24 protein-coding genes are annotated in these 25,169 nt (G+C 60.1%); 10 read left to right on the forward strand and 14 right to left on the reverse strand.

Annotated elements, in window-relative coordinates:
• Positions 1–110 precede the first annotated feature (110 nt).
• Positions 111–1,922, reverse strand: coding sequence for a monovalent cation:proton antiporter-2 (CPA2) family protein (locus tag QMX98_RS17150; protein WP_282411127.1), 1,812 nt, complete (start codon positions 1,920–1,922; stop codon positions 111–113).
• Positions 1,923–2,079: 157 nt separating this feature from the next.
• On the opposite strand from QMX98_RS17150, the gene QMX98_RS17155 reads away from it, so the two are divergent.
• A complete protein-coding gene (locus QMX98_RS17155; protein ID WP_010455202.1) occupies positions 2,080–2,994 on the forward strand; it encodes a LysR family transcriptional regulator in 915 nt (304 codons plus the stop codon).
• On the opposite strand, the gene QMX98_RS17160 is transcribed toward QMX98_RS17155, so the two are convergent.
• Together QMX98_RS17160 and QMX98_RS17165 are read right to left on the reverse strand one after the other, a co-directional pair.
• Complete coding sequence (locus QMX98_RS17160; RefSeq protein ID WP_010455200.1) at positions 2,984–3,760, reverse strand: substrate-binding domain-containing protein; 777 nt, start codon at positions 3,758–3,760, stop codon at positions 2,984–2,986. The two genes, QMX98_RS17155 and QMX98_RS17160, sit on opposite strands and share 11 nt — an antisense overlap.
• A gap of 25 nt (positions 3,761–3,785) precedes the next feature.
• A complete protein-coding gene (locus tag QMX98_RS17165; protein WP_282411128.1) occupies positions 3,786–5,078 on the reverse strand; it encodes an MFS transporter in 1,293 nt (430 codons plus the stop codon).
• A 205-nt stretch (positions 5,079–5,283) separates the two neighbouring features.
• Here QMX98_RS17165 and QMX98_RS17170 point away from each other — a divergent pair, with 205 nt between their 5' ends.
• Positions 5,284–5,592 carry an RcnB family protein gene (locus QMX98_RS17170; protein WP_077749312.1) on the forward strand — a complete coding sequence of 103 codons (309 nt, stop codon included), beginning with the start codon at positions 5,284–5,286 and terminating at the stop codon, positions 5,590–5,592.
• 9 nt (positions 5,593–5,601) lie between these two features.
• Here QMX98_RS17170 and QMX98_RS17175 read toward each other — a convergent pair whose 3' ends face one another.
• Entirely contained in the window at positions 5,602–6,675 is a 1,074-nt protein-coding gene (locus tag QMX98_RS17175) for a sensor domain-containing diguanylate cyclase (protein WP_010455194.1), read from the reverse strand.
• Positions 6,676–6,840: 165 nt separating this feature from the next.
• Between QMX98_RS17175 and QMX98_RS17180 the strand changes: the two genes are divergently transcribed.
• Positions 6,841–7,179 carry an FKBP-type peptidyl-prolyl cis-trans isomerase gene (locus QMX98_RS17180; RefSeq protein ID WP_102594364.1) on the forward strand — a complete coding sequence of 113 codons (339 nt, stop codon included), beginning with the start codon at positions 6,841–6,843 and terminating at the stop codon, positions 7,177–7,179.
• A 72-nt stretch (positions 7,180–7,251) separates the two neighbouring features.
• Here the strand turns inward: QMX98_RS17180 and QMX98_RS17185 are convergent, their stop codons facing one another.
• A complete protein-coding gene (locus QMX98_RS17185; protein ID WP_306092901.1) occupies positions 7,252–7,599 on the reverse strand; it encodes a pyocin S6 family toxin immunity protein in 348 nt (115 codons plus the stop codon).
• A 151-nt stretch (positions 7,600–7,750) separates the two neighbouring features.
• The gene (locus QMX98_RS17190; RefSeq protein WP_282411129.1) at positions 7,751–8,782 is read right to left on the reverse strand and encodes a D-cysteine desulfhydrase family protein; all 1,032 of its coding nucleotides are present in this window, start codon (positions 8,780–8,782) and stop codon (positions 7,751–7,753) included.
• A gap of 116 nt (positions 8,783–8,898) precedes the next feature.
• On the opposite strand from QMX98_RS17190, the gene QMX98_RS17195 reads away from it, so the two are divergent.
• The gene (locus tag QMX98_RS17195; protein ID WP_282411130.1) at positions 8,899–9,780 is read left to right on the forward strand and encodes a LysR family transcriptional regulator; all 882 of its coding nucleotides are present in this window, start codon (positions 8,899–8,901) and stop codon (positions 9,778–9,780) included.
• A 33-nt stretch (positions 9,781–9,813) separates the two neighbouring features.
• On the opposite strand, the gene QMX98_RS17200 is transcribed toward QMX98_RS17195, so the two are convergent.
• Positions 9,814–10,557 carry an SDR family oxidoreductase gene (locus QMX98_RS17200; RefSeq protein ID WP_077749309.1) on the reverse strand — a complete coding sequence of 248 codons (744 nt, stop codon included), beginning with the start codon at positions 10,555–10,557 and terminating at the stop codon, positions 9,814–9,816.
• Positions 10,558–10,737: 180 nt separating this feature from the next.
• Positions 10,738–11,892: a cytochrome P450 gene (locus tag QMX98_RS17205; protein WP_282411131.1), complete on the reverse strand. Its 1,155-nt coding sequence runs from the start codon at positions 11,890–11,892 to the stop codon at positions 10,738–10,740.
• Positions 11,893–11,974: 82 nt separating this feature from the next.
• On the opposite strand from QMX98_RS17205, the gene QMX98_RS17210 reads away from it, so the two are divergent.
• The 3 genes from QMX98_RS17210 to QMX98_RS17220 all read left to right on the forward strand — a co-directional run bounded on the left by QMX98_RS17210 (position 11,975) and on the right by QMX98_RS17220 (position 14,861).
• Positions 11,975–12,730, forward strand: a complete 756-nt coding sequence (locus tag QMX98_RS17210; protein WP_102594359.1) for a helix-turn-helix transcriptional regulator — start codon at positions 11,975–11,977, stop codon at positions 12,728–12,730.
• 80 nt (positions 12,731–12,810) lie between these two features.
• Entirely contained in the window at positions 12,811–14,031 is a 1,221-nt protein-coding gene (locus QMX98_RS17215; protein WP_282411132.1) for a putative DNA modification/repair radical SAM protein, read from the forward strand.
• Positions 14,028–14,861 (forward strand): TIGR03915 family putative DNA repair protein, encoded by an 834-nt coding sequence (locus QMX98_RS17220; RefSeq protein WP_102599713.1) that lies wholly within the window; start codon positions 14,028–14,030, stop codon positions 14,859–14,861. The genes QMX98_RS17215 and QMX98_RS17220 overlap by 4 nt, the downstream gene beginning before the upstream one ends.
• A 57-nt stretch (positions 14,862–14,918) precedes the next feature.
• Here QMX98_RS17220 and QMX98_RS17225 read toward each other — a convergent pair whose 3' ends face one another.
• The 5 genes from QMX98_RS17225 to QMX98_RS17245 form a co-directional block, all read right to left on the reverse strand.
• Positions 14,919–15,938 carry a branched-chain amino acid aminotransferase gene (locus tag QMX98_RS17225; RefSeq protein ID WP_010455177.1) on the reverse strand — a complete coding sequence of 340 codons (1,020 nt, stop codon included), beginning with the start codon at positions 15,936–15,938 and terminating at the stop codon, positions 14,919–14,921.
• Between the two features lie 242 nt (positions 15,939–16,180).
• Positions 16,181–17,563: a dihydrolipoyl dehydrogenase gene (gene lpdA / locus QMX98_RS17230; RefSeq protein ID WP_282411133.1), complete on the reverse strand. Its 1,383-nt coding sequence runs from the start codon at positions 17,561–17,563 to the stop codon at positions 16,181–16,183.
• 3 nt (positions 17,564–17,566) lie between these two features.
• A complete protein-coding gene (locus QMX98_RS17235; RefSeq protein WP_282411134.1) occupies positions 17,567–18,844 on the reverse strand; it encodes a dihydrolipoamide acetyltransferase family protein in 1,278 nt (425 codons plus the stop codon).
• Positions 18,845–19,903, reverse strand: a complete 1,059-nt coding sequence (locus QMX98_RS17240) for an alpha-ketoacid dehydrogenase subunit beta (RefSeq protein WP_010455171.1) — start codon at positions 19,901–19,903, stop codon at positions 18,845–18,847.
• A gap of 1 nt (position 19,904) precedes the next feature.
• Complete coding sequence (locus QMX98_RS17245) at positions 19,905–21,140, reverse strand: 3-methyl-2-oxobutanoate dehydrogenase (2-methylpropanoyl-transferring) subunit alpha (protein ID WP_010455169.1); 1,236 nt, start codon at positions 21,138–21,140, stop codon at positions 19,905–19,907.
• Between the two features lie 185 nt (positions 21,141–21,325).
• Here QMX98_RS17245 and bkdR point away from each other — a divergent pair, with 185 nt between their 5' ends.
• On the forward strand, positions 21,326–21,814 hold the full coding sequence (gene bkdR / locus QMX98_RS17250) for a Bkd operon transcriptional regulator BkdR (protein ID WP_025111414.1): 489 nt from the start codon (positions 21,326–21,328) through the stop codon (positions 21,812–21,814).
• A 37-nt stretch (positions 21,815–21,851) separates the two neighbouring features.
• Here bkdR and QMX98_RS17255 read toward each other — a convergent pair whose 3' ends face one another.
• Positions 21,852–22,715, reverse strand: a complete 864-nt coding sequence (locus QMX98_RS17255) for an MBL fold metallo-hydrolase (RefSeq protein WP_145310562.1) — start codon at positions 22,713–22,715, stop codon at positions 21,852–21,854.
• 161 nt (positions 22,716–22,876) lie between these two features.
• Here QMX98_RS17255 and QMX98_RS17260 point away from each other — a divergent pair, with 161 nt between their 5' ends.
• Together QMX98_RS17260 and QMX98_RS17265 are read left to right on the forward strand one after the other, a co-directional pair.
• Positions 22,877–23,683, forward strand: coding sequence for a sulfite exporter TauE/SafE family protein (locus QMX98_RS17260; protein ID WP_154913389.1), 807 nt, complete (start codon positions 22,877–22,879; stop codon positions 23,681–23,683).
• A gap of 175 nt (positions 23,684–23,858) precedes the next feature.
• Positions 23,859–25,043 (forward strand): porin, encoded by a 1,185-nt coding sequence (locus QMX98_RS17265; RefSeq protein ID WP_010455156.1) that lies wholly within the window; start codon positions 23,859–23,861, stop codon positions 25,041–25,043.
• Positions 25,044–25,169 lie beyond the last annotated feature (126 nt).

The following is a 25,169-nucleotide window of genomic DNA, read 5'->3' on the forward strand; positions in this document are numbered from 1 at the left end:
ACATTACACCGCGTTATCGTTCTTCGCGGACAAGCCTCGCTCCTACAAGGACACCAGACCTGTAGGAGCGAGGCTTGCCCGCGAAAGCGGCATAAGACTCACCCAATGACTCAAACCTTGCCCGCTTCCCGCTCCTCCATCTCATCCGCCTCAAACAACCGCGCCAGTTCCGCCCGAGCTTCCTGGGCGGTCTGCAGCACCTTCGCGGCATCGTCATAAACCGCATGCTGAGCCTCCAGCACCTGTTCATCGTGATGCTTGAAGCGCTTGATCCGCGCATCGGCCTGCGCCTGGGTCAGCCCCAGTCCGACCAGGGTGCGACGACTCATTTCCAGGCTCGAATAATAGGTTTCACGAATCGCCTCGGCGCCCAGGTCCACCAGCCGGTGCACATGCTGACGGTTACGGGCCCGGGCGATGATCTTGATGTGCGGATAGAGCTTGTGCACCACCTCGGCGGTCTTGATGTTGGTGTCCGGGTCATCGGTGGCGATGACAAAGTACTCCGCCTGCTCGACCTTGGCCGCGCTGAGGATTTCCGGGCGCATCGGGTCTCCGTAGAACACCGGCACGCCGCCGAAGCTGCGGGACAGCTCGATGGTTTCCACGGACGTGTCCAGCGCCACGAACTTGATGTTTTGTGCCCGCAGAATCCGCGCCACGATCTGCCCCATCCGGCCCATGCCGGCGATCACTACACGCGGTGCGTCGGTGTCGATGTCGCGGAATTTCTCCGGCACCACTACAGGCTGCACCTTCGGCGAATACAGGCGTGCGCACAGCAGCAACAGCAGCGGCGTGACCGCCATGGACAGGGTGATCGTCAGCACCAGCAAGTCGTACAGACGCGCCTCGAACAACCCCTGGTCGCGGCCAATCTTGAACACCACAAACGCGAATTCACCACCGGCAGCGAGCACGATGCCGAGGCGAATCGCACTGACCCTGCCCAACCCGCCGGCCAATCGGCCCACCACAAACAGCAGCGGCAGTTTGATTGCGATCAGCAACAGGGTCAGGCCCAACACCGTGATTGGCGCGCTGAGCAGCAGGCTCAGGTTGGCGCCCATGCCGACGCTGATGAAAAACAGGCCCAGCAACAGGCCCTTGAACGGTTCGATCTGCGCTTCCAGTTCGTGACGGTATTCAGAGTCCGCCAACAGCAACCCGGCGAGGAACGCCCCAAGCGCCATCGACACGCCGACCAGGTCCATCAGCCACGCCGTGCCGATCACCACCAGCAACGCGGTGGCGGTAGACACCTCGGGCAAACCGGTCTTGGCCACCACGCGAAACACCGGACGCAGCAGATACCGCCCGCCGATCACCACCACCGCGATGCTGCCCAACACCCGCAAACCGTGATTCAAATCCTCGGTCGCCGTGGTGGTGTGATCACCGCCCGCCAGCAGCGGCACCATGGCAATCAAGGGGATCGCGGCAATGTCCTGGAACAGCAGAATCGCGAACGCCAAACGCCCGTGAGGGCTGGTCAGTTCCTTGCGCTCGGCCAGGCTTTGCAGGCCAAACGCGGTAGATGACAACGCCAACCCCAAGCCGAGGACGATGGCGCTGTTCAACGGCTGGCCAAAGACAAACAGCGCCAGCACGCCGATCACCGAACCGGTCAGCAACACCTGCGCCAGGCCCACGCCAAACACCGATTTACGCATCACCCACAAGCGACGCGGCGACAATTCCAGGCCGATGATGAACAGCAGCAGCACCACGCCGAGTTCGGAGATGTGGCTGACGCTTTGTGGATTGCCGATTAATCCCAGCACAGATGGACCGATGATGACACCGGCAAACAGATAACCCAGCACAGCCCCCAATTGCAGGCGTTTGGCCAAGGGCACGGTGAGCACCGCGGCGAACAGGAACACAACGGCGGCTTGTAAAAGGTTGCCTTCATGGGGCATGACAAAACTCCAGCTACTCGGTACGGCGGGGGCGACAGGATAAAGGTTGGGACTTCACACGTCAGCAAAGAGCGGGAGTCATGCTGTTACAACTTGCATCAATTGGTTACATTCATAGGATAAGCTGATCAATCTGTCCGTCCCTCGAGTGCACACCATGGCGATCAATTTCGACCTCAACGATCTGCAAGCCTTCCGTGCCGTGGTCGAGCAGGGCAGCTTTCGCAAGGCGGCCGATACCGTGCGCATTTCCCAGCCAGCACTGAGCCGGCGAATTGAAAAACTCGAAGATGCCCTCGGTGTGCGCTTGTTCGAGCGCACCACCCGCAAGGTCAGCCTGACCCAGGCCGGCCGTGGTTTTATGCCGAGTGTCGAGCGATTGCTCGATGACCTCGACGTCGCGTTGCTGGGCATCAGTGAAGTGGCTTCAACCCGGCTCGGCCATGTCACGGTCGCCTGTGTACCCTCGGCGGCTTATTACTTCATGCCGCGCGTGATTGCCCATTACCACCGGCAATTCCCTCGGATCAAAGTCAAGGTACTCGACTCCAGCGCACATGACGTGCTCAGCGCAGTGGTCAACGGTGAGGCGGATTTCGGTCTGAGTTTCATGGGCGCGCTGGAGGCCGAGGTCGAGTTCGAGCCGCTGGTGCAAGAAAGTTACGTGGTGGCCTGTCGGCGCGATCATCCGTTGGCCGGCCGTAGCAGCGTGACCTGGGATGAGTTTTATCAGCAGGATTACATCTCGCTGGACAAGACGTCCGGCAATCGTTTTTTGCTGGACCAGGCACTGACCGGCATCGTGCCGCAGCGGCCGAGTATTTGCGAAACCCGCCATGTCACGACGATGATTGGGCTGGTGGAGGCGGGATTAGGGGTGGCCGCAGTGCCGTCGATGGCGATGCCGGCAGCCGATCACCCGATCCTGACACGGGTGCCGCTGACCGATCCGCAAGTGATGCGCAGTGTCGGTCTGATCAAACGCCGGGGGCGAACCCTGACCCCGGCGGCGTTGGAGCTGGAACGGCTAGTGGTGGAAATGAAAGTGCAGCCACCTGTTCTCAGCGGCTGACCGAATCCAGGCCGGTTGCTTTCACGTCCGACTGGGCGGCTGCAGAGGCCATATAGTCGAGCAGTGCCTTGGCTTCGGCGGGGTGTTGCGCGCCGACTGGAATGCCGGCGGCAAAACGTGTCACCGACTGCACCGATTCCGGAAGCTTCGCTACAAAACTGACCCCCGGCACGGGCAGCAATTCACTGACTTGCTGGAATCCCAACTGATAGTCGCCCGTGGCAACCACCGAGCCGACCGGGATTTTCGGGATCATTGTGGATTTAGGTTTCAATTGATCTTCGATGCCCAGGCGCTTGAACAGTTGATTCTCGATGTATACGCCGCTGGCGCTGTCGGAGTACGCCACCGACCGGGCGTCAAGCAGGGTCTTTTTCAAGCCGTCCACCGAGCTGATGTCTGGCTTCGGCGCGCCTTCGCGCACCACCAGGCCGATCCGCGAATCCGCCAGTTCCACCCGTGAAGCAGGGTCCACTTTGCCTTGTTTGATCAGGTCGTCGAGGGCGTAGCCGACCATGATCACCACGTCGGCCTTTTCACCTCGAGCGAGGCGATTGGGGATCGCTTCCGGTGCCTTGCCCATCGATGGCCCCAGGGCGGTGTCGAGCGTGTTGCCGGTGGATGCGGCGAACTTGGGGCCGAGGATTTTGTAGGCAGCGGTAAAACCACCGGAGGTCATCACGCGAATCTCTTCGGCCTGGGCGACAGCACTCAGGCCAAGGCTGGCCGCCAAGGCCAGGGCTGCAAGGTTAAATAGCTTCTTCATGGGCATCTTCTCGAAAAGGACGGGTTCAAGACATCGCCGGTTGCAGGCGACCGGTCGAGCGGCGGTAGAGATATAGCGTCGCGCACAAGGCGCAGAGCGCGGCGAAACTCATCCAGTAGCCGGGCGCGGCTTTGTCGCCGGTGTACTGAATCAGGAAGGTCGACATCGCCGGGGTGAAACCACCGAATACCGCCGTGGCCAGGCTGTAGGCCAGGGAGAAACCGGCGACCCGCACCTCGACCGGCATGATTTCCGTCAGCGCGGCGATCATCGCGCCGTTGTACAAGCCGTAAATGAACGACAGCCACAGCAACACCAGCAGCATGTGCATGAAGCTCGGCGCGTTGACCAGGAAGGTCAGCGCCGGATACGCGGTGGCAAGGGTCAGCAACGCCATGGCGATCAACACCGGACGTCGTCCGATACGATCGGACAAGGCCCCGCCCAGGGGCAGCCAGAAGAAGTTCGACACCCCCACCAGCAAGGTCACCAGCAGCGCATCGGACGTGCTCAGGTGCAGCACGGTTTTGCCGAACGTCGGTGCGTACACGGTGATCAGGTAAAAGGCGGTCGTGGTCAGCGCGACCATCATCATTCCGGCGAAGACGATCACCCAGTTCTGCGCCAGTGTGCGGAATACATCGCCCATGCTCGGGCGGTGTTTGCGCGCGGTGAATTCTTCGGTTTCTTCCAGGTTGCGCCGCAGAAAGAAAATGAACGGCACGATCAGGCAGCCAACGAAAAACGGTATCCGCCAGCCCCAGTCGGCAATCATGGCCGGCGCCATCCATTGATTCAGTCCATACCCCAAGGCCGCTGCGACAATAATTGCCACTTGCTGGCTGGCCGACTGCCAACTGGTGAAAAAGCCTTTGTTGCCAGGCGTGGCGATCTCCGAGAGGTACACCGAGACCCCGCCCATTTCCGCACCGGCCGAGAAGCCTTGCAGCAATCGGCCGATCAGGACGATGGCCGGTGCGAACAGCCCGATGGTTTCGTAACCGGGCACCAACACAATCAATATCGTGCCGCTGGCCATGATCGACAGCGTCACAATCAACCCTTTTCGCCGACCCACATCGTCGATGTAGGCACCCAGCACCACTGCGCCCAACGGACGCATGAGGAAGCCTGCGCCAAACACCGCGAAGGTCATCATCAGCGAGGCGAATTCGCTACTGGCCGGAAAGAAGACAGCGGCGATCTGCGTGGTGTAAAAGCCAAAAAGGAAGAAGTCGAACTGCTCTAGGAAGTTGCCGGAAGTGACCCGGAAAATTGCACCGGCGCGAGAGCGCCCGGAAGGGATTGCTGTTGTCATTGACCTGTACTCCACCGCTTTTATGACGTGCATTGCCTGGGCGCAGTGCACGGTTCTTATTGAGGCGAATGGTGGAGCAGGGTGATCGATATGATAAGTGCATTGTTGGCATGCATTAATGCGTGAAGCGGATCAATGTGTGCGAACGGAATGATTCACCGCGGACACAGTCGGAGTTGGGTATGCCATCAACCAAGGATCACCCATGAACAGCAAATCCCTCATCGCCGCCCTGGCTATCGCTGCTGGCGTTGCCGGCATCAGCCCCCTCGTTCAGGCGGATGAACCCGCCGCAAAAACCGTCCAGCCCGGCGTCAATAACACCCGCGAACTGGTGGTCGGCGATCGCGCTCCGGACATGTATCAACACACAGATAAAGCGCTGCGCAACTGGAAGGCGAAAGGCCTGAAAGCACCCAAGGAACAGGCTCAGTGGGTGCAGATCAATGACAAGTACATGATGGTGATGATCACCAACGGCACGATTGTGGACATTACGCCGGTTGAGCGTTAGGTCGAACGGCTACTCGCTGTGAGCGCGCACCGGGCTTTCAGTGCCCAATCGATACTGATTATTCCCGCTGCGTTTCGCCTCATACATCGCCAGGTCCGCTATATGAATCAACCGGTCCATGCTCGGCGCATGGTCCGGGAATACCGCGACCCCGAGGCTGGTGCCGATGTGGCGTTGGTCGTTGCCGATGGTGATCGGCGGTGACAGTTCGACGAAGATTTTCTGGCAGATGGTGCGAGCCTCGTCTTGCAGGCTGACGCCTTGGGGCAACCCTTGCAGAATGACCACGAATTCATCGCCGCCGATTCGGGCAACGGTGTCGGTCGAGCGCAGGATTTTCTTCAATCGCGTAGCGGTCGTGATCAGGACCCGGTCGCCGGCCGCATGACCGTAGTGGTCGTTGATCGCCTTGAACCCGTTGAGATCGACAAACACTAATGCCACCCGGGTGGCGCTGACCCGTGCCTGTTCGAGCGCTTCGCACAGACGTTCTTCAAGCACCAGGCGATTGGGCAGGCCGGTCAACGGGTCGTAATGGGCCAGGTGTTGCAGGTAACTGGCCGAGGCTTTTTCCTCGGTGATGTCGCGCACCACACCCATCATCTTGATGGTTGCGTCATGGTCGTTCTTGACCACGTTGCCGGTTTCCCGCAGCCAGCGAATGCTGCCGTCGGGCCAGACAACGCGGTATTCCTCGTCATGGTTTTCACCGGTTTCCAGGCATCGCAATTCCCCGGCACGAACGTTGGCCCGGTCGTCCGGGTGTACGCAGGCGCAGAACAGTGCGTAGGAGGGTGTGACCTCGCCGATCTTGAAACCGAACATCCCGTAGATCGCGTCCGACCAGTAGAGCTTGTCGGTGTCGACATCCCAGTCCCAGGTGCCGATGCGGGCGAAGTATTGGCTGCGCTTGAAACGCTCGGCGTCGCCGTCCTGGCGAATGTGCAGGCCTTCGGACAGGCTGGCGATCAGCGCGCGTTGCTCGGCCAATTGCTTTTGCAGCGAGCGCTCGCGGCAGATCAGCGCAATGATCAGGGCAAGCATCACTGAGCCGATGGCTGCGCTGGTCCAGACGTCATTCATTCAGGGGTTGCCATCGTGTCATATTGATCCGAGTGTCTTGGTGTTGCTTATCTTAGTTGAGGTTAATGCCGAAAACCGTTCCGAATGGGTTGCCAATGGCGCACATTTCTGGGAAAACGGCGCCCATTGGGCCCTGTCGGGTGTGAGAACAATAGAGTGAACGTGATGAATGATGAATTGCAGATAATCGATCTTGAAGTGGGCGCCGGCAAAGCCGCCGTCAAAGGCGCGCTGATCACCACCCAATACCGCGGCTGGCTGGAAGACGGCACCGAATTCGATTCGTCCTACAGCCGTGGCAAACCTTTTCAGTGTGTGATTGGCACAGGGAGGGTGATCAAGGGTTGGGATCAGGGAATTATGGGCATGCAGGTGGGCGGCAAGCGCAAATTGTGGGTGCCGGCGCATTTGGCCTACGGCGAGCGGACGATGGGCGCGATCACGCCGAATTCGAATTTGATTTTCGAGATTGAATTGCTGGAAGTGCTGACGCGGGATGATTGATTGGCGCGTGGGCTGAAATGGCTGGTGCTGCGAGGAGGCAAGCCCCTCGCTGCAATCAAACAGCTTTCCCCACTATTCCCGCACGCCTATGAAGAGGTCCAGGTCAGTCGGTAGCTGCACATCAATGGCTATGGCGATTTTTATAATTTGCTCGGCAGTCAGTAAACAATCCCCGTAGGCGCTTTCATCAAGATTGTTCCAGCCAAGTACATTCAATATTGCAGCTTCAAATTCAGGTAGAACGGTCAGTTCGTACCTTAAGAAGTCACCTTCATCATCACCTTTTGAAAATCCACTGATCCAGAAAACGTAGTGGGCCTGCTGATCTATTCCCGAGTGATCCTGGCGGTTGTTGCAAGCCGGGTGCCCGTCGCGTGACGGTGGGTTTTGAACTGCAGGTGTGTCGGTCTTGCTAGCCATGAGCATCCTTGTTTCAACTTTTGTAAACGATGCGGACGCTATAGCAATGGGCATTAAATGGATGTAAGTTTTTTCTGAATGTTCGGTCGTTTTTTCCAAAATTGGTGAGGGAAGAGGCACCCTCACCACAGATTCCCGTTAACCTTTCGGATCAGACCTGAAACGTCTCCCGATACGCATACAACCCCGGCGTTCCCCCGGTCATCACAAACAGCAGATTGTCACCGCGCTGGAAACTTCCCTGCCTGATATCACCCAACAGCCCGGCAAACGCTTTCCCGGAATACACGGGGTCAATCAACAGACCTTCCGCGCGAGCCATCAGGCGCACCGCGTCGAGCATGGCGGGGGTCGGCAGACCGTAACCGTCGCCCAGTTGACTGCCATCAATCACAATCTCTGACGCCTCAACGACGGCGCTGCTGCCCAATAACGTCAGTGCGTCCTGAGTCAGTCGCACGGTTCTGTCCGCTGACGTGTCCCGATCAGACAAGACCGAATACGATTTGACCATCGACGTACCCCGACCCAGCAACTGGAACCCTGCGGCGAGTCCGGCGTGGGTGCCGGCGCTGCCATTGGGCACGACCACCTGGTTGAAGGTGAGGCCGAGTTGCGTTTCCTGCTGCGCGATCTCCGCAGCGCAGCGTGCGTAACCGAGGCTGCCCAGCGGCGTTGAGCCACCCGTTGGTATCACCAACACTGTGCGCCCGGCTTCCCGAAGGTGGGCGGCGCGTTTCTCGGCCTCGGTAAGCGAGTCGCTTCCGCCGGCAAGCACCCGTATGTCGGCGCCGAACAACTGATCGAGCAGGACGTTGCCGTTGAGCTCGTAGTCCACTTCGGCTTTGGGCACCGAACGGGTCAGGATCAATTCGCAGGCAATGCCCAGGCGGGCGCACACGGCGGCCGTTAGCCGTGCATGGTTGGACTGGAGACCGCCGATGGTGATGACCGTGTCGACCCCGGCCGCCAGCGCCGCGCCGAGGTGGAATTCGAGTTTGCGCAGTTTGTTGCCGCCACCGCCGATCAACATGTGATCATCGCGCTTGAGAAACAGGCCGATACCTTGTGCCTTCAAACCCAGCAGCTTTTCCAGGCGTTCGGCGCGCTGAATCGGCGTCGGGCCTTGCAACAGGTCTGCCCGCGCAAAAGAACTCAGTGACATGTCCAGTAGGGTTTGCATCAATGGCGCCTCGTTATGCACTTTATTGCAGTGACTCTAGGGACAAAGTCCCGGGTGATAAACGCATCGCCGGTTATTACTCCTTTAACCTGATGTATTGAATGCAAGGCAGGGACATGAGCAAACTCAGGCAAATGGAAGTCTTCGTCGCCGTGGTCGAGGCGGGCAGCTTCGCCGATGCGGCCAGTGAAGTCGGGATGTCGGCGGTCATGGTCGGGCGGCATATCCAGGGGCTGGAGAAAACCCTCAATACCCAGCTGATTAAACGCACCACGCGTCGGCAGTCCATCACGGGCGAGGGGCGGCTGTTTTACGAAGAAGCCAAACTGGCGCTGGCGCAAGTGAACTACGCGTTCAGTCGGGTGGAAGCGTCCAGCCCGGAACCCAGCGGCCTGTTGCGCATCACCGCGCCGATGAGTCTCGGCGTTTCCCTGGTCGGGCCGCTGGTGTCCGAATTCATGCAGCGTTATCCGCAGATCCAGGTCGAGCTGATTTTGAGCAATGAAGTGATCGATCTGTACGAGACATCATTCGATCTGGCGTTCAGGATTTCCGAGCTGATTGGCGTCAACCTGCTGGCCACGCCGTTGCCGCCGTATCGCATGGTGATCTGCGCTTCGCCCCGGTATCTGGAAAGATGGCAGGAACCGCAGTCCCCCGAGGACCTGCACCGGCACCGAATTCTCACTCATACGTCCTGGAATAACCGGTTTGCCTGGCCGCTGAGAAACGGCTCCAGCGAAGTGCCCTGGCCCGAAAGCGCCGTGTTGAAGAGCAATGACGGTCAGGTGTTGTTGCAGGCGGCCGTGGCCGGGGAGGGGATTTTGATGCAGCCCGACTTTCTGGTGTCGGCGGCGTTGGCCAAAGGTGAGCTGGTGAGGATCATGGACGCCTACGTACCGCCGCCCAAACCGGTGCAGATGGTGTATCCGCGCTCCAGGAAATCGTTGCCCAAGTTGCACGCCTTTGTCGAGTTTGTCGCGGATCGACTGGCGTGATCGTGGCGTCCTGAAGCGCAGACAAATGCGGGTCTAGCGCAGGGTGTACCCGCTGTCGACCACCCAATCCTGGCCGTACACGCTACGTGCGCCACGGCTCAATTGGAACAGGATGACGTCTGCCACGGCACCCGGTTTTAGAAACTCTCCGTCGAGCAGCCGCTGGTTCACCGAGTTGGCGACATCGCCCAGTTCCGCAGGCTTCAAGCCTAGCGTCGACCAGATCGGGGTAGCCGTAGGGCCTGGCGATACGGTGTTGATACGGATGCCGTGAGGCGCCAATTCTACGGCCAGGGTCCGGACGTGCGCCATCAGCGCTGCTTTCGAGGCGATGTAGGCGGCCAGACCAGGAAAGGTCACGTTGGCCAGGAACGTGCCGATGAACACCACCGACGCGGTCGCCGCAAGGTGGCTGCGCAGGCAGGCCAAGGTGTTCAGCGCACCGGCGCCGTTGACCGCCCACTGTCGGTCGAAGGCGGCTACATCCAGGCCATCGGCCAGTTGCGCAATGCCGGCATTGGGCACCACGAAATCCACTGGCCCCAAGGCTTCGGCGCGAGTGCCCAGCCGGGCGAGGTCCTCTTGGCGGGTGATATCTCCGGCCACCCAGGCGAGTTGGTCTTTGTAGCGTTCCGCCAATTCGCCGAGGCCACCTATCTGGCGTGACATCGCCAATACGCGAGCGCCTTGCTCCAATAGCTGTTCGGTAACAGCCAGGCCGATGCCGGAACTCGCGCCAGTAACGACGGCCAAGCGATTGTGAAATTCGTTGAGCATGCAGTAATCCTCTTCCTGATAATCCAGCCTGTCTTTTAGGGGGCGATCATTGGTTGATCGAAAGCGTAAACATGTGATCAAAAAACGGGCCAGTCCGGGATGTCAGGCAGGACGCGGGTTGTGGGGGCTCTGTTGTTACTTTGACTCCATTGAAAAGTAGTCGTAACGACTGCGCGGTAGTCAAAATGACACTTGGTGGCGATGACATTCATTGCGGCGACGGGGTGAATACTCGCTAAAGACTGGAATACGCCCGTTCAGCGAAGGCCGGTACTTCCAGGCCAATCGATCCAGTGCAGGGGGATGCAGCAGAATTTCGCTCAACGTGGCACTGGCAATCCCCAACGCCAGCAGTTGCCCCGGACATTGATGCCGCCCCGCACCAAACGTAAAACTGCGCCGCTGCGGGCGATCCAGAATAAATGCGTCGGGACTCTCATTGAGTTGGGGGTCTCGATTGGCCGAAGCCAGCAGCACCAGAACCACATCGCCGGCATTGAGACTTACACCCTCGATTTCGCACGGTGCTGCGACAAACCGGCGGGTGTTCTGCACGGAAGGGTCGAAGCGCTGAACTTCGGCGATCAAGTCGTCAACGGGTGTCGAGTCGCGTAGCAGCGACAGGTTTTTAATCAACGCCAACATTGCGTTGCCGATCAGTCCGGCGGTGGCTTCATACGTCTGCGAAAACAGCCCGATCAGATTGGCAATCAACATTTCAGGATCACCCGCGAAGCGCGCCCGAATCCCGCCGAGCAGTGAGCTTTTATTGCCCGGATCATTTAGCAACTCAACGAAAAGCCCCCTTAACTTCTCAGCGGCAGCGTGGGCAGTTTCCAATTGCAGCGGATCACTGAGCGGCGACAGACACGCCACGAAATCCGCCGTCAGCTCACTGATCGCCCGGCCCTGAGCCGGTAAAAACCCCAACAGCGCCGCCACCACGCAAACCGGCCCGCGGAACATGGCGTTGTACAACCCGTCGGCATCCGGCGTGATCAACCGCGCGCTCACCAGTGCGTTGACCTCGTCCACATCAATCAGCGCCAAACCCGGCTCAATCGCCGACCTCGGGCAACGCTGGCGCTCGCCCTCATTCATCCGCATCAATTGCCCGAATACCTTGCCGGCCATGCCGTCGGCAATCCCTTTGGGTACCGGCTCAGCGGCCGGTCGGACATGGCAATTCCGGTTCGCCAGCACCGCCGCAACGGCCTGGGCGCTGCTCGCCACCCACAATTTCAGTCCTTGGTGAAACACCAGCCCACCCTCGGCGCGCAGCCGGGCGTAATGGGGATAGGGATCGGTATGAGTCGCAGCGATGATCGGGTCCATGGGTCGCAGCCTTGTTCGTGGTGGGAGAAGTGTTGCTACTATCTCCAGTTCGAAACGGTCTTGATTCGTCCGGGAGCGAAATATGAACGTTGAACAACACGACATCGGCGTCTCTCAAGTGGCCGCGGCCATCGCGGAACCGGCCCGGACGAAAATCCTCTGTTCGCTGATGGACGGCCACGCCCGCACCAGCACTGAGCTGGCGGCGATTGCCGATGTCAGCGCTTCCACCGCCAGCGCTCACCTGGCCAAGCTCAAGGAGCTGGCGCTGCTGCGTTTGCACGTGCAGGGTCGCCATCGTTATTACAGCCTCGCCGACCAGCGCGTGGCCCAGGCCCTGGAAGCGCTGATGGTGATCGGCCAGAACACTGCGCCGACTTTCACCTCGCGTACACCGGATCGCCTGCAATTCGCCCGCACTTGCTATGACCACATGGCCGGGACGCTGGCGGTGCTACTGCACGACCGGATGCTGGAAAAAGGCTGGTTGCTGGAAACTGACGAGCAGGCTTATCGCCTGAGCGACAGCGGCGAGGCGTTGATGGAAAGGTTGGGCATTGAAGTCAATGACCTGAACACCTTGCGTCGCCGCTTCGCGTGCCCATGCCTGGACTGGAGTATGCGTCGGCCACATTTGGGAGGTTCGCTGGGGGCGGCGTTGCTGCAAACCGCGATCAAGCGCAAATGGGTGACGCAGGATCTGGACAGCAGGGCGCTGGCGTTGACGGCGCTGGGGCGCAAGGAATTGGGTGCACAGTTCGACCTGACGCTGGCGCAGCCAACCGTGCAACCCATCCGCGAACAACGCCCACCGCTACCTGCGCGTGATGTGATCTGACCCGACCAAGGGTTCGCTGATGACTTGTGCCTTGAAGGTCGACCCTATACTGTATATCCACACAGTAATAGGCGTGCCCCATGGAACTCATCGACAAGCTCAGCATTCTCGCCGACGCCGCCAAGTACGACGCGTCTTGCGCCAGCAGTGGCGCGCCCAAGCGTAGTTCCGAGGGCAAGAGCGGCCTGGGCTCGACCGACGGCATGGGCATTTGCCACAGCTACACGCCGGACGGCCGCTGCGTGTCGTTGCTGAAGGTTCTGCTGACCAACTTCTGTCTCTATGACTGCCAGTATTGCGTCAATCGACGTTCCAGCGACGTGCCACGCGCACGCTTCACGCCGGAAGAAGTGGTGACGCTGACCATGGATTTCTACCGGCGCAACTGCGTCAGTGGGTTGTTTCTCAGTTCCGGGATCATTCGCTCGGCGGACTACACCATGGAGCAACTGATCCGCGTGGCCAAACTGCTGCGCGAAGACCACGAGTTCCGGGGCTACATCCACCTCAAGACCATTCCCGAAGCCGATCCGGCGCTGATCGAGGAAGCGGGGCGCTATGCCGATCGCTTGAGCGTGAACATTGAACTGCCCACCGACGCCAGCCTGCAAACCCTGGCCCCCGAGAAACAGCTGGGCTCGATCAAGCAAGCGATGCAAACCATCTACACCGGTGTCCAGACCGTACTCAACGAACCCCGCGCACCGAAATTTGCCCCGGCCGGGCAGAGCACGCAGATGATCGTCGGTGCTGATGACACCGATGACAGCACCATTCTCCATAGCGCCCAGGCGTTGTACGGCAACTTCAGTTTGCGAAGGGTCTATTACTCGGCGTTCAGCCCGATCCCCAACAGCCCGAAAAGCGTGCCGCTGGCCGCGCCGCCATTGATGCGCGAGCACCGTTTGTATCAGGCGGACTTCCTGTTGCGCAGCTACGGCTTTACCGCTGGCGAACTGTTCAAGGGGCCCGGGCACCTGGCGCTCGACATCGATCCGAAACTGGCGTGGGCATTGGAGAACCGCGAGATCTTCCCACTGGACCTCAATCGCGCCGAGGCATCGTTGATCGCACGCATTCCCGGTATTGGCCTTCGCACCACCGAGCGCCTGGTGGAATTGCGCCGTCAGCGCCGCATCCGCTACGAAGACCTGACCCGAATGCGTTGCGTGCTGGCCAAGGCCAAACCGTTCTTCATCACCTGCGATTACCACCCGCAGCAGGCCGAGGTCACCAGCCATTTGTTGTATCAGCAATTGCGCGACCGGCCGCAGCCGCAACAAATGGGGTTATGGGGATGATCAGCCTCGATTGCGATGACCTGTTCGACACGTGGCGCCAGCAGGCGCGCTGGCTGCTCAGCCATGAGGTGGACCCAAGCCAGGTGAGTTGGGCCAGTGAAGGCGTCTGCGATCTGTTCGCCAGCGACGATGCGCCACCTCAAACCCAGGGGCCGTTTCACGCACGAATACCGCGAACGCTGTTGGACACCCTGGAGCGCGCCGCTCGTTATCGGGGGGATCAGCGCTGGAGTCTGTTGTACGAAGTGCTGTGGCGGGTCAGTCATGGTGACCGCACCGCCATGCTGGCCGGAGACAAATTAGGCAGTGAATTTCATAGAAGAATCAAACAGGTACAGCGTGAATCTCATCACTTACATGCATTCGTACGATTCGTCGCAATGCCTGAAAGTGAGGGCCCGCAATACGTTGCCTGGCATGAACCCGCCCACGACATCCTGCACAGTGCCAGTGAACATTTTATCGGGCGCATGGGCCGGCATCGCTGGTTGATTGCAACGCCCAGGGACGGGGTCTACTACGACGGTGAGCAGTTGATCCACCAACGCCAGTGCCCAATTGAATGGCAGCAGCTGGCGCAAAACGTCGACGACCCGCACAGCGACATGTGGCTGACCTACTACAGCCACATCTTCAATCCGGCGCGCCTGAACCCGAAAGTCATGCAAGGGCATTTGCCGGCCCGGTTCTGGAAAAACCTGCCGGAAGGAGCGCTGATTCCGGGACTGATCACCCAGGCACGCACGGGTAAGCAACAGGACGGCCAGGCGAGTGGAATCAAGGGCAGGGGAGGTAAACGTATTGCGCGGGGAGAAGCCGGGCAGCGCTGATAAAAAAAGCCCCCCATCGCTAAAGCGAAGGAGGGCTTCGATGCTGCTGGGGTCAGATCAGACCTTGACGATCCAGCCCGCTGGCGCTTCGACGTCACCGGTTTGAACACCGGTCAGCTCTTTGTAGAGCTTCTGGGTGACCGGGCCGACTTCGGTTTCGCTGTGGAACACATGCAGATGGTCGTTGTAGCTGATGCCGCCGATCGGTGTGATCACCGCAGCGGTACCGCAAGCGCCGGCTTCCTTGAAGTCGGACAGCTTGTCGATGAACACGTCACCTTCAACCACTTCCAGGCCCAGACGCGATTTGGCCAGCTCGATCAACGACAGGCGGGTGATGCCTGGCAGGACCGACGGCGAGTTCGGCGTGACGAACTTGTTGTCGTGGGTGATCCCGAAGAAGTTGGCCGAGCCGACTTCTTCGATTTTGGTGTGGGTCATCGGGTCCAGGTAGATGCAGTCGGCGAAGTGGGCTTTCTTGGCCTGGGAACCTGGCATCAGGCTGGCCGCGTAGTTGCCACCGACCTTGGCTGCACCGGTGCCTTGTGGAGCGGCGCGGTCGTAGCTGGAGATTAGGAAGTTGTGCGGGGTCAGGCCACCTTTGAAGTAAGCGCCGACCGGAATGCAGAAAATCGAGAAGATGAACTCGGGGGCGGTACGCACGCCGATGTTGTCACCCACGCCGATTACGAACGGACGCAGGTACAGCGCGCCGCCGGTGCCGTAAGGCGGGATGAAACGCTCGTTGGCGCGGACCACTTCCTTGCACGCTTCGACGAACTGCTCGGTGGACACCTGCGGCATCAGCAGACGGGCGCAGCTGCGTTGCATGCGGGCGGCGTTCTGATCCGGGCGGAACAGGTTGATCGAACCGTCCTTGCAACGATAAGCCTTCAGGCCCTCGAAGCATTGCTGGCCATAGTGAAGGGCAGTGGAGCCTTCGCTGATGTGCAGCACGTTGTCTTCGGTCAGGGTGCCTGTGTCCCACTCGCCATTACGCCAGTGCGACAGATAGCGCTTGTCTGTCTTGATGTAGTCAAAACCCAACTTGTCCCAATTGATGCTTTCGTTACCCATGACACCCTCTATCACTTAACAACCGCCGAAACGGTTCAAGGCTTCTGACGTTTTTCTGGATGGGGACAACAATACTTCATTACGGGCCTGTTTCGCAGCCCGGACTATCGGATGACAGACAGATAAATCGAGTTGACCTCAAGAAATCGCTGGCAGGCTGGCTCCCACAGGAGAAGGCATTGCAAATGTGGGAGCTGGCCTGCTGGCGATGGGGTCATCTATGCCGCCATCCATGTTCTGAATCACAGGTGCAGTGCATGCCCCAAAGCGCGCAGCGCGGCTTCTTGCACCGCCTCGCCCAGCGTCGGATGCGCATGAATCGTGCCGGCAATGTCTTCCAGCCGAGCGCCCATTTCCAGGCTCTGGCCAAACGCCGTCGACAACTCCGAAACGCCCACACCCACCGCTTGCCAGCCAACAATCACATGATTGTCACGGCGTGCCACGACGCGCACGAAGCCGCTTTTCGATTCCAGCGTCATCGCCCGGCCATTGGCCGCGAACGGGAAACTGGAAACGATGCAGTCCAGGCCGGCAGCCTTGACGTCGTCCGGGGTCTTGCCGACCACCACCAGTTCCGGGTCGGTGAAGCACACGGCAGCGATGGCGGTCGGGTTGAACTCGCGGGATTTGCCGCTGATCAGTTCGGCCACCATCTCGCCCTGAGCCATGGCCCGGTGCGCGAGCATCGGTTCGCCGCTCAGGTCGCCGATGGCGTAAACGTTGCGCATACTGGTCTGGCAGTGGTGGTCGATCTTGATCGCCGAGCCATTCATGTCCAGATTCAGCGCTTCAAGGTTCCAGCCCTGGGTGTTCGGCTTGCGACCGACGGCCACCAGCACCTGATCCGTTTCCAGGTTGAGTGTGTCGCCACCCGGTTGCAAAACTTGCAGTGTATTACTAGAAGAATCAAAGCCTTGTACGCTGTGCTTCAAGTAAAGCTTTACACCGAGCTTTTTCAGTTCGTCGTGTACCGGCTGGGTCAGTTCGGCATCGTAGGCCGGCAGAATGCGCTCCTGCGCCTCGACCACGCTCACGTCAGCGCCGAGTTTGCGATAGGCAATTCCGAGCTCCAGACCGATGTAACCGCCACCGACCACGACCAGGCGTTTCGGCACGGACTTCGGGGCCAGGGCTTCGGTGGAGGAGATGATCGGTCCGCCAATCGGCAACATCGGCAGGTTCACGCTTTTCGAGCCCGTGGCCAGCACCAGGTGCTCGCACTGGATTCGCGTATCGCCTACTTCCACGGTTTTGCCATCAATCACTTTCGCCCAGCCTTGAATGACCTGGACTTTGTTCTTTTTCAACAGTGCCGCGACGCCGGTGGTCAGGCGATCAACGATGCCGTCCTTCCACTCGACGCTTTTGCCGATGTCGAGAGTTGGCGCGGAGACGCTGATGCCCAGCGCAGAGTGCTGGCTGTGGTGTTGCGTCTGGTGGAACTGTTCAGCGACATGAATCAACGCCTTCGACGGAATGCAGCCGATGTTCAGGCACGTACCGCCCAACGATTCGCCTTCCACCAGAATGGTCGAGATGCCCAACTGGCCGGCACGGATCGCCGTCACATAACCGCCAGGGCCGCCGCCGATGATCAGCAGAGTGGTGTTCAAAGTCTGCATCTCTTACTCCACAAACAGGGTGGCGGGTTGTTCGAGCAAACCACGGATGGCCTGGATGAATTGCGCCGCGTCCATGCCATCGACCACGCGGTGATCGAAGGAGCTGGAGAGGTTCATCATCTTGCGAATCACGATCTGGCCTTTGACCACCATCGGGCGTTCGACGATCTTGTTGACGCCGACGATCGCCACTTCCGGCAGGTTCAGCACCGGCGTGCTGACGATGCCGCCCAGCGCGCCTAGGCTGGTCAGGGTGATGCTCGAGCCGGACAGTTCATCGCGGCTGGCCTTGCCATTACGTGCGGCCGTGGCCAAGCGGGCGATTTCGGCCGCGTTATCCCACAGGCTGCGGGCTTCGGCGTGACGCACCACCGGCACCATCAAGCCGATGTCGGCTTGCGTGGCGATGCCCACGTGGACGGCGCCGAGGCGGGTGATGACCTGGGCTTCGTCGTCGTAACGGGCATTGATCTGCGGGAAGTCGCGCAGGGCGACAACCAGTGCGCGGACCAGGAACGGCAGCAATGTCAGCTTGCCTCGGGTCGCCCCGTGTTTTTCGTTCAGGTGCGCGCGCAGTTCTTCAACGGCGGTGACGTCGATTTCTTCGACATAACTGAAGTGCGCGGCACGCTGAGTGGCATCCTGCATGCGCTGGGCGATCTTGCGGCGCATGCCGATGACCTGGATTTGCTCTTCGTCGTTACGCTGGGCGTAAGCGGCGGCCACGGTCGATTGCGGCTGCTGACCCTGGGCCAGATAGGCGTCGAGGTCTTCGTGCAACACGCGACCGGCAGGGCCGGTGCCACGGACCAGACGCAACTGGATGCCGAGGTCCAGCGCATGCTTGCGCACGGCCGGGGAGGCCAGCGGGCGTTCGTCGGCTTCGCGAGCGACCATCGGGCCTTGGCAAACAGCGGCCCGGGGCGCTGCTGCAGTGACCGATTTGCTTGCGACCACGGGCTCAACTTTCGGCGTCGCAACCGGCGCTTCTTTCACCGCAGGGGCTGCCGGCTGAGCCGACTCTTTAACGTTGCCCGCGCCTTCGACTTCAATGCTGATCAGGATGCTGCCCACCGCCATGACTTCGCCTGGCTGTCCGCCCAGCGCAATCACCTTGCCGTGCACCGGAGACGGGATGTCGACCATCGCCTTGTCCGTCATCACATCGGCCAGCACCTGATCTTCGACGACCATGTCGCCAACCTTGACGTGCCATACCGACAATTCAACTTCTGCAATGCCTTCGCCAATGTCCGGCATTTTAATAACGTGCGTGCCCATTCAGACCTCCATGACCCGTTTCAACGCCGCACCCACTCGGGACGGACCAGGGAAATACGCCCACTCTTGCGCGTGCGGGTAGGGAGTGTCCCAACCGGTGACGCGTTCGATCGGCGCTTCCAGGTGATGGAAGCAATGCTCTTGCACCAGGGCGACCAGTTCGGCGCCGAAGCCGCACGTGCGGGTCGCTTCGTGAACGATCACGCAGCGGCCGGTTTTCTTCACCGATTTGACGATGGCGTCCAGGTCCAGCGGCCACAGGCTGCGCAGGTCGATGACTTCAGCGTCGATCCCGGTTTCTTCCGCGGCGACTTGCGACACGTAAACGGTGGTGCCGTAGGTCAGGATGGTCACGTCCTTGCCGGGACGGGCGATGGCGGCAACGTCCAGCGGCACGGTGTAGTAACCGTCCGGGACCTGGGCGGCCGGGTGTTTCGACCACGGGGTTACCGGGCGGTCGTGGTGGCCGTCGAACGGGCCGTTGTACAGGCGTTTTGGCTCGAGGAAGATCACCGGGTCATCGTTTTCGATGGAGGCGATCAGCAGGCCTTTGGCGTCGTAAGGGTTGGACGGCATGACCGTGCGCAAGCCGCAGACCTGAGTAAACATCGCCTCAATACTTTGGCTGTGGGTCTGGCCACCGTAGATGCCGCCGCCGCAAGGCATGCGCAGGGTCATCGGTGCGGTGAACTCGCCGGCCGAGCGATAGCGCAGGCGCGCGGCTTCGGAAATGATCTGGTCCGACGCCGGGTACACGTAGTCGGCGAACTGGATCTCGGCGACCGGGCGCAGACCGTAGGCACCCATGCCCACGGCAACGCCGACAATGCCGCTTTCTGAGATCGGCGCATCGAACACCCGGGAGGTACCGTACTTGGTCTGCAGGCCTTCGGTGCAGCGGAACACACCGCCGAAGTAACCGACGTCCTGGCCGAACACCACGACGTTGTCGTCACGCTCAAGCATCACATCCATGGCCGAGCGCAGGGCCTGGATCATGGTCATGGTGGTCGTGGTCATGGCGGTTTCCAACTCGATATTATTGTTGTGATCGTTCATGTCAGATCCCCAACTCTTGACGCTGGCGCTTCAAGTGCTCCGGCATCTCTTTATAGACGTCTTCGAACATGGTCGCGGCGCTTGGAATCTGGCCACCGGCCAGGGTGCCGTACTGCTCGGCCTCTTTCTGGGCGGCAATCACTTCGGCTTCCAGTTCAGCGCTGACGGCAACGTGTTCCTCTTCGGACCAGTGGCCGATCTTGATCAGGTGCTGCTTGAGGCGCGCAATCGGGTCGCCCAACGGGAAGTAGCTCCAGTCGTCGGCAGGACGGTATTTGGACGGATCATCGGAAGTGGAGTGAGGGCCGGCGCGGTAGGTGACCCATTCGATCATGGTCGGGCCGAGGTTGCGGCGCGCACGTTCGGCGGCCCAGGCGGAGGCGGCATAGACCGCGACGAAATCGTTGCCGTCGACCCGCAGGGAGGCAATGCCGCAACCCACGCCACGACCGGCGAACGTAGTGGCTTCACCACCGGCAATCGCCTGGAACGTCGAGATCGCCCACTGGTTGTTGACCACGTTGAGGATCACTGGCGCACGGTAAACGTGGGCAAAGGTGAGGGCGGTGTGGAAGTCGGATTCAGCGGTGGCGCCATCGCCAATCCACGCCGAGGCGATTTTGGTGTCGCCCTTGATCGCCGAGGCCATGCCCCAGCCCACACCTTGTACGAATTGGGTGGCGAGGTTGCCGGAAATGGTGAAGAAGCCATAGTCCTTGACCGAATACATGATCGGCAACTGACGGCCCTTGAGCGGATCGCGCTCGTTGGACAGCAGTTGGCAGATCAGGTCTACCAGCGGTACATCGCGTGCCATCAGGATGCTTTGCTGGCGGTAGGTCGGGAAGCACATGTCATCGACGTTCAGCGCCAAGGCCTGGCCGCTGCCGATGGCTTCTTCGCCAAGGCTCTGCATGTAGAACGACATTTTTTTCTGACGCTGGGCGACCACCATGCGGTTGTCGTAGATCCGCGTCTTAAGCATGGCGCGCATGCCTTTTCGCAGGATCTCGACCGGTACGCCTTCAGCCCATGGACCGAGGGCATTGCCCTGGTCGTCGAGCACGCGAATCAGGCCTTTGGCCAGGTCGGCGGTGTCGGCGGGTTCAACGTCGATTGGGGGTTTGCGCACCGTGCCGGCGTCGGTCAGACGCAGGTAGGAGAAGTCGGTTTTGCAGCCAGGACGGCCCGATGGTTCGGGAACGTGCAGGTGCAGCGGTTCATACGCTTGGTTCATGGCTTCTACGCTCGATCTTGTGAATTTCTTGTAGTGAGCTGACCGTCATTCTTCGATAAAAGAAATCTTGTCCTACAACAATCATAGGCCCGGCGCAGAAGAATATTTATCTCTGTTTCGTTGCGCGGGAGATCATTTGAGGATAAAAAACCTGCATAAACATAAAAAACAGGTGGTTTTGTCTCATGCGTAAACTGGACCGTACCGATATCGGCATTTTGAACAGCCTTCAGGAGAACGCCCGTATCACCAACGCCGACCTCGCACGCTCGGTGAACCTGTCGCCAACGCCGTGCTTCAACCGGGTCAAGGCGATGGAAGAATTAGGGCTGATTCGCGAGCAAGTGACGCTGCTGGACGCCGACTTGCTGGGTTTGCACGTGAACGTGTTTATTCATGTCAGCCTGGAGAAACAGGTGGAAGAGGCGTTGCAGCATTTCGAGGAAGCGATTTCGGATCGCCCGGAAGTAATGGAATGCTATTTGATGGCGGGGGACCCGGACTATCTGATCCGGGTGCTGGTGCCGACCATTCAGTCGCTGGAACGCTTCATGATGGACTTCCTGACCAAAGTGCCTGGTGTGGCCAACATCCGTTCAAGTTTTGCGCTCAAGCAAGTGCGCTATAAAACCGCACTGCCGTTGCCTGCGAATGGCCTGACCTTGGGGGCCTAGAGTGATCATTCCCACGCAGAGCGTGGGAACGATCGCTTCAGAGTTTATTCAGGGGGATTTTCAGGTAGGTCACGCCATTGTCCTCGGCCGGCGGCAGATTCCCCGCCCGCACATTCACCTGAATCGCCGGCAGCAACAGCGTTGGCATGCCCAGCCCGGCATCACGCTGGGTGCGCATGGCGACGAACGCCGCTTCGTCGATGCCGTCATGGACGTGGATATTGCTTTTGCGTTGCTCGCCGACCGTGGTCATGCAGCGGGATTCGCGGCCTTCGGGTGGGTAGTCGTGGCAGACGTAGAGCCGGACGCTGGCGGGGAAGGCCAGCAGTTTTTGGATCGAGGCGAACATCTGGTGGGCATTGCCGCCGGGGAAGTCGCAACGGGCCGTGCCCACGTCTGGCATGAACAAGGTATCGCCTACCAGAATCACGTCACCGTCGATCAAATAGGCCATGTCCGCCGGGGTGTGGCCGGGCACATGCAGGGCCGTGGCCTTGAGGTGGCCGATCATGAATGATTCGTCCGGGGCGAACAGGTGGTCGAATTGCGAACCGTCACTGCGAAATGCCGGCTCAAGGTTGAACAGGGCCTTGAACACGCCCTGGACCTTGCTGATCGACTGGCCGATGGTGATTTTGCCGCCCAGCTCGCGACGCAGATACGGTGCGGCGGACAGGTGATCGGCATGGGCGTGGGTTTCCAGCAGCCATTGCACTTGCAACTGATGCTTGCGAACGAAGGCGATGATTTTGTCCGCCTGGGTGGTGGCGGTGCGACCGGCGGCGGGGTCGTAGTCGAGGACCGGGTCGACGATGGCGCATTGACTGCCAGCACCTTCATGAATCACGTAACTGTAGGTCGAGGAGGCAGGGTCTAAAAAAGCTTCAATCAAGGCAGGCATGGTGGCCGTTTCTTTCAGGACGAGCCAAGAGGGTAGTGTCATTTTCCCTGCGCTGACCAGCCCCGCGTTAAATGCTGAAGGAAAAAATTCGCACGGGCTCTATCCTGTCAGACATCGATACCGGGCGTTCCCGGCTTTTTCCCACGGATTACGAGCGTTTTATGCTGTTGGCAGGTTTTTTTGGCGTGGTGATGGGCCTCGTCCTGGGATTGACCGGGGCAGGGGGCGGCATTCTTGCAGTGCCGGCCTTGGTGCTGGGGCTGGGATTGACCATGACCCAGGCTGCGCCGGTGGCGTTGTTTGCGGTGGGCAGCGCGGCAGCGGTCGGGGCTATTGATGGTTTGCGCCATGGCCTGGTGCGCTATCGCGCGGCGTTGCTGATCGCACTGCTGGGGGCGATTTTTTCGCCGGTCGGCATCTACTTCGCCCATCAGTTGCCGGAAAAAATCCTGATGATTCTGTTCAGTCTGCTGATGGTCATGGTGGCCTGGCGGATGTTGCGTCGCGAGCGCCAGGAAGAAGGACCGAGCGACCACGGCCACGCCAACTGGGGTCAGAAGAACTGCATGCTTGATCAGCAGACCGGGCGTTTTTCCTGGACCGCCAAATGCACCGCGACCCTCGCGGCATTGGGCGCGGTGACCGGCGTTGTTTCCGGTTTGCTCGGGGTCGGTGGCGGCTTCTTGATTGTCCCGGCCTTCAAGCAACTGACCGATGTGCAAATGCGCGGCATCGTCGCCACCTCCTTGATGGTGATTAGCCTGATTTCCGCCATCGGTGTGATCGGGGCGTTTCATGCCGGGGTCAGGATCGACGCATTGGGTGTGGCGTTCATTGTTGCCAGCGTGGTCGGCATGATCGCCGGCCGACAACTGAGCGCGCGCGTCCCGGCCCGAGCCCTGCAAATCGGTTTTGCCAGCGTGTGTGTCGTGGTCGCCGCCTACATGCTGTTCAGAGCGGCGACCTAGCCGGTCTTACACCTAAAGTTCCGGGCCGTGCCTGAGCCCGGTCTTACACCGAATTTGCCGCTCACGCCCGGCCACTCCAAAGCACTTCAAAACCGCCCCCAAGGCAGCGTATGCCGCCGCCCGTCCCCTTTCGATAATCGCCTCCGACATCCAGTCCCCCGCTGCGGAGCGCGTCATGCACAACAATAAGAACTTCAAGCATCGTTACTTGCCTGCCTTCATTGCCAGCCTCTCGACCCTCGGTTTGAGCACGATGGCCGAGGCCGAGATCGTGCTGTACGACAAGGACCAGACCACGTTCTCAACCGACGGCTACATCAACGCCTTCTACGTGAACAGCGATGTGGACCGTGCAGGCGACCAGTACGACCGGAAACAGGCGCGGGTGAAAATGGGCTATCTGCCCAATTACCTGGGTTTCAACATGGGAAAACAGGTCGATGACCTGAAGCTCGGTGCGCGGGCGTCGTTCTGGGTGACCATCAACGACAGCCAGACCAATGGCACCGACACCGCCATCGACGTGCGGCAGTTCTACGGCACCGTGGCCAATCCGGAATGGGGCGAAGTGTTGATCGGCAAGGATTTCGGCCTGTTCGCCCGCTCCAACATTCTGCTCGATGAAATGCTCGCCGGTTACGGCCAGGTCAGCGATACCCTGGGGTTGGTGGACGGTGGCGGCGTGTCCTTCGGCAATATCGGTACGGGTTACCCGTACCCGTTCCCGACCTCGCAGATCACCTATCGCACCCCGGTGATGGAGGGTTTGCGGGTGGCCGTGGGAATTCTCGACCCGGTGGACACCAACGACAGCAGCCCGTTGGGCAAGGCGTATCAGGAGAATCCGCGTACCGAGAGCGAGGTCACCTATCAGTTTGATGTCGGCGGCGCGAAGATTTACAGCTGGGTCAACGGCAGCTACCAGACCTCGGACAATACCGACTCCACCGTTGAATCGGTCACCTCCAAAGGCGTCGGCTACGGTGTGCAGGCGAAGATGGGCGGGTTGTCGCTGACCGGCTCCGGTTTCCAGGCCAAAGGGATTAACCCGTTCTTCACCAACAACGCCGGCGAACCGACCCTGCGCAACGTCGACAGCGACGGTTACTTGCTGCAAGGCTCGTACAAGCTGGGCAAAAACCGCCTGGCCTTGTCTTACGGCAAGACCAATGACGACGGCAATGGTGTGGTCGGCAGCGGCGCGGACTATGAAACCCGCGGCATTGCGTTGTTCCATGACGTCAACGACAACCTCAAACTCGTGGCCGAGTACAACCAGTTCGAAATCAACGGCCACGACACCAGCGCCCAGAACGAAGACACCGATACCTTCGCGGTGGGGGCGGTGTTGAACTGGTAACAAGCTGATCTGTGAACCCTACCGCTGTGGCGAGGGAGCTTGCTCCCGCTGGAGCGCGTAGCGGTCCCTATTCTGGTCGCGCATCGGCCGGTTGGGAGACTGCTGCGCAGTCCAGCGGAAGCAAGC

It is taken from the genome of Pseudomonas sp. PS02303 (genome assembly GCF_029959925.1).
Lineage (GTDB): Bacteria > Pseudomonadota > Gammaproteobacteria > Pseudomonadales > Pseudomonadaceae > Aquipseudomonas > Aquipseudomonas mandelii.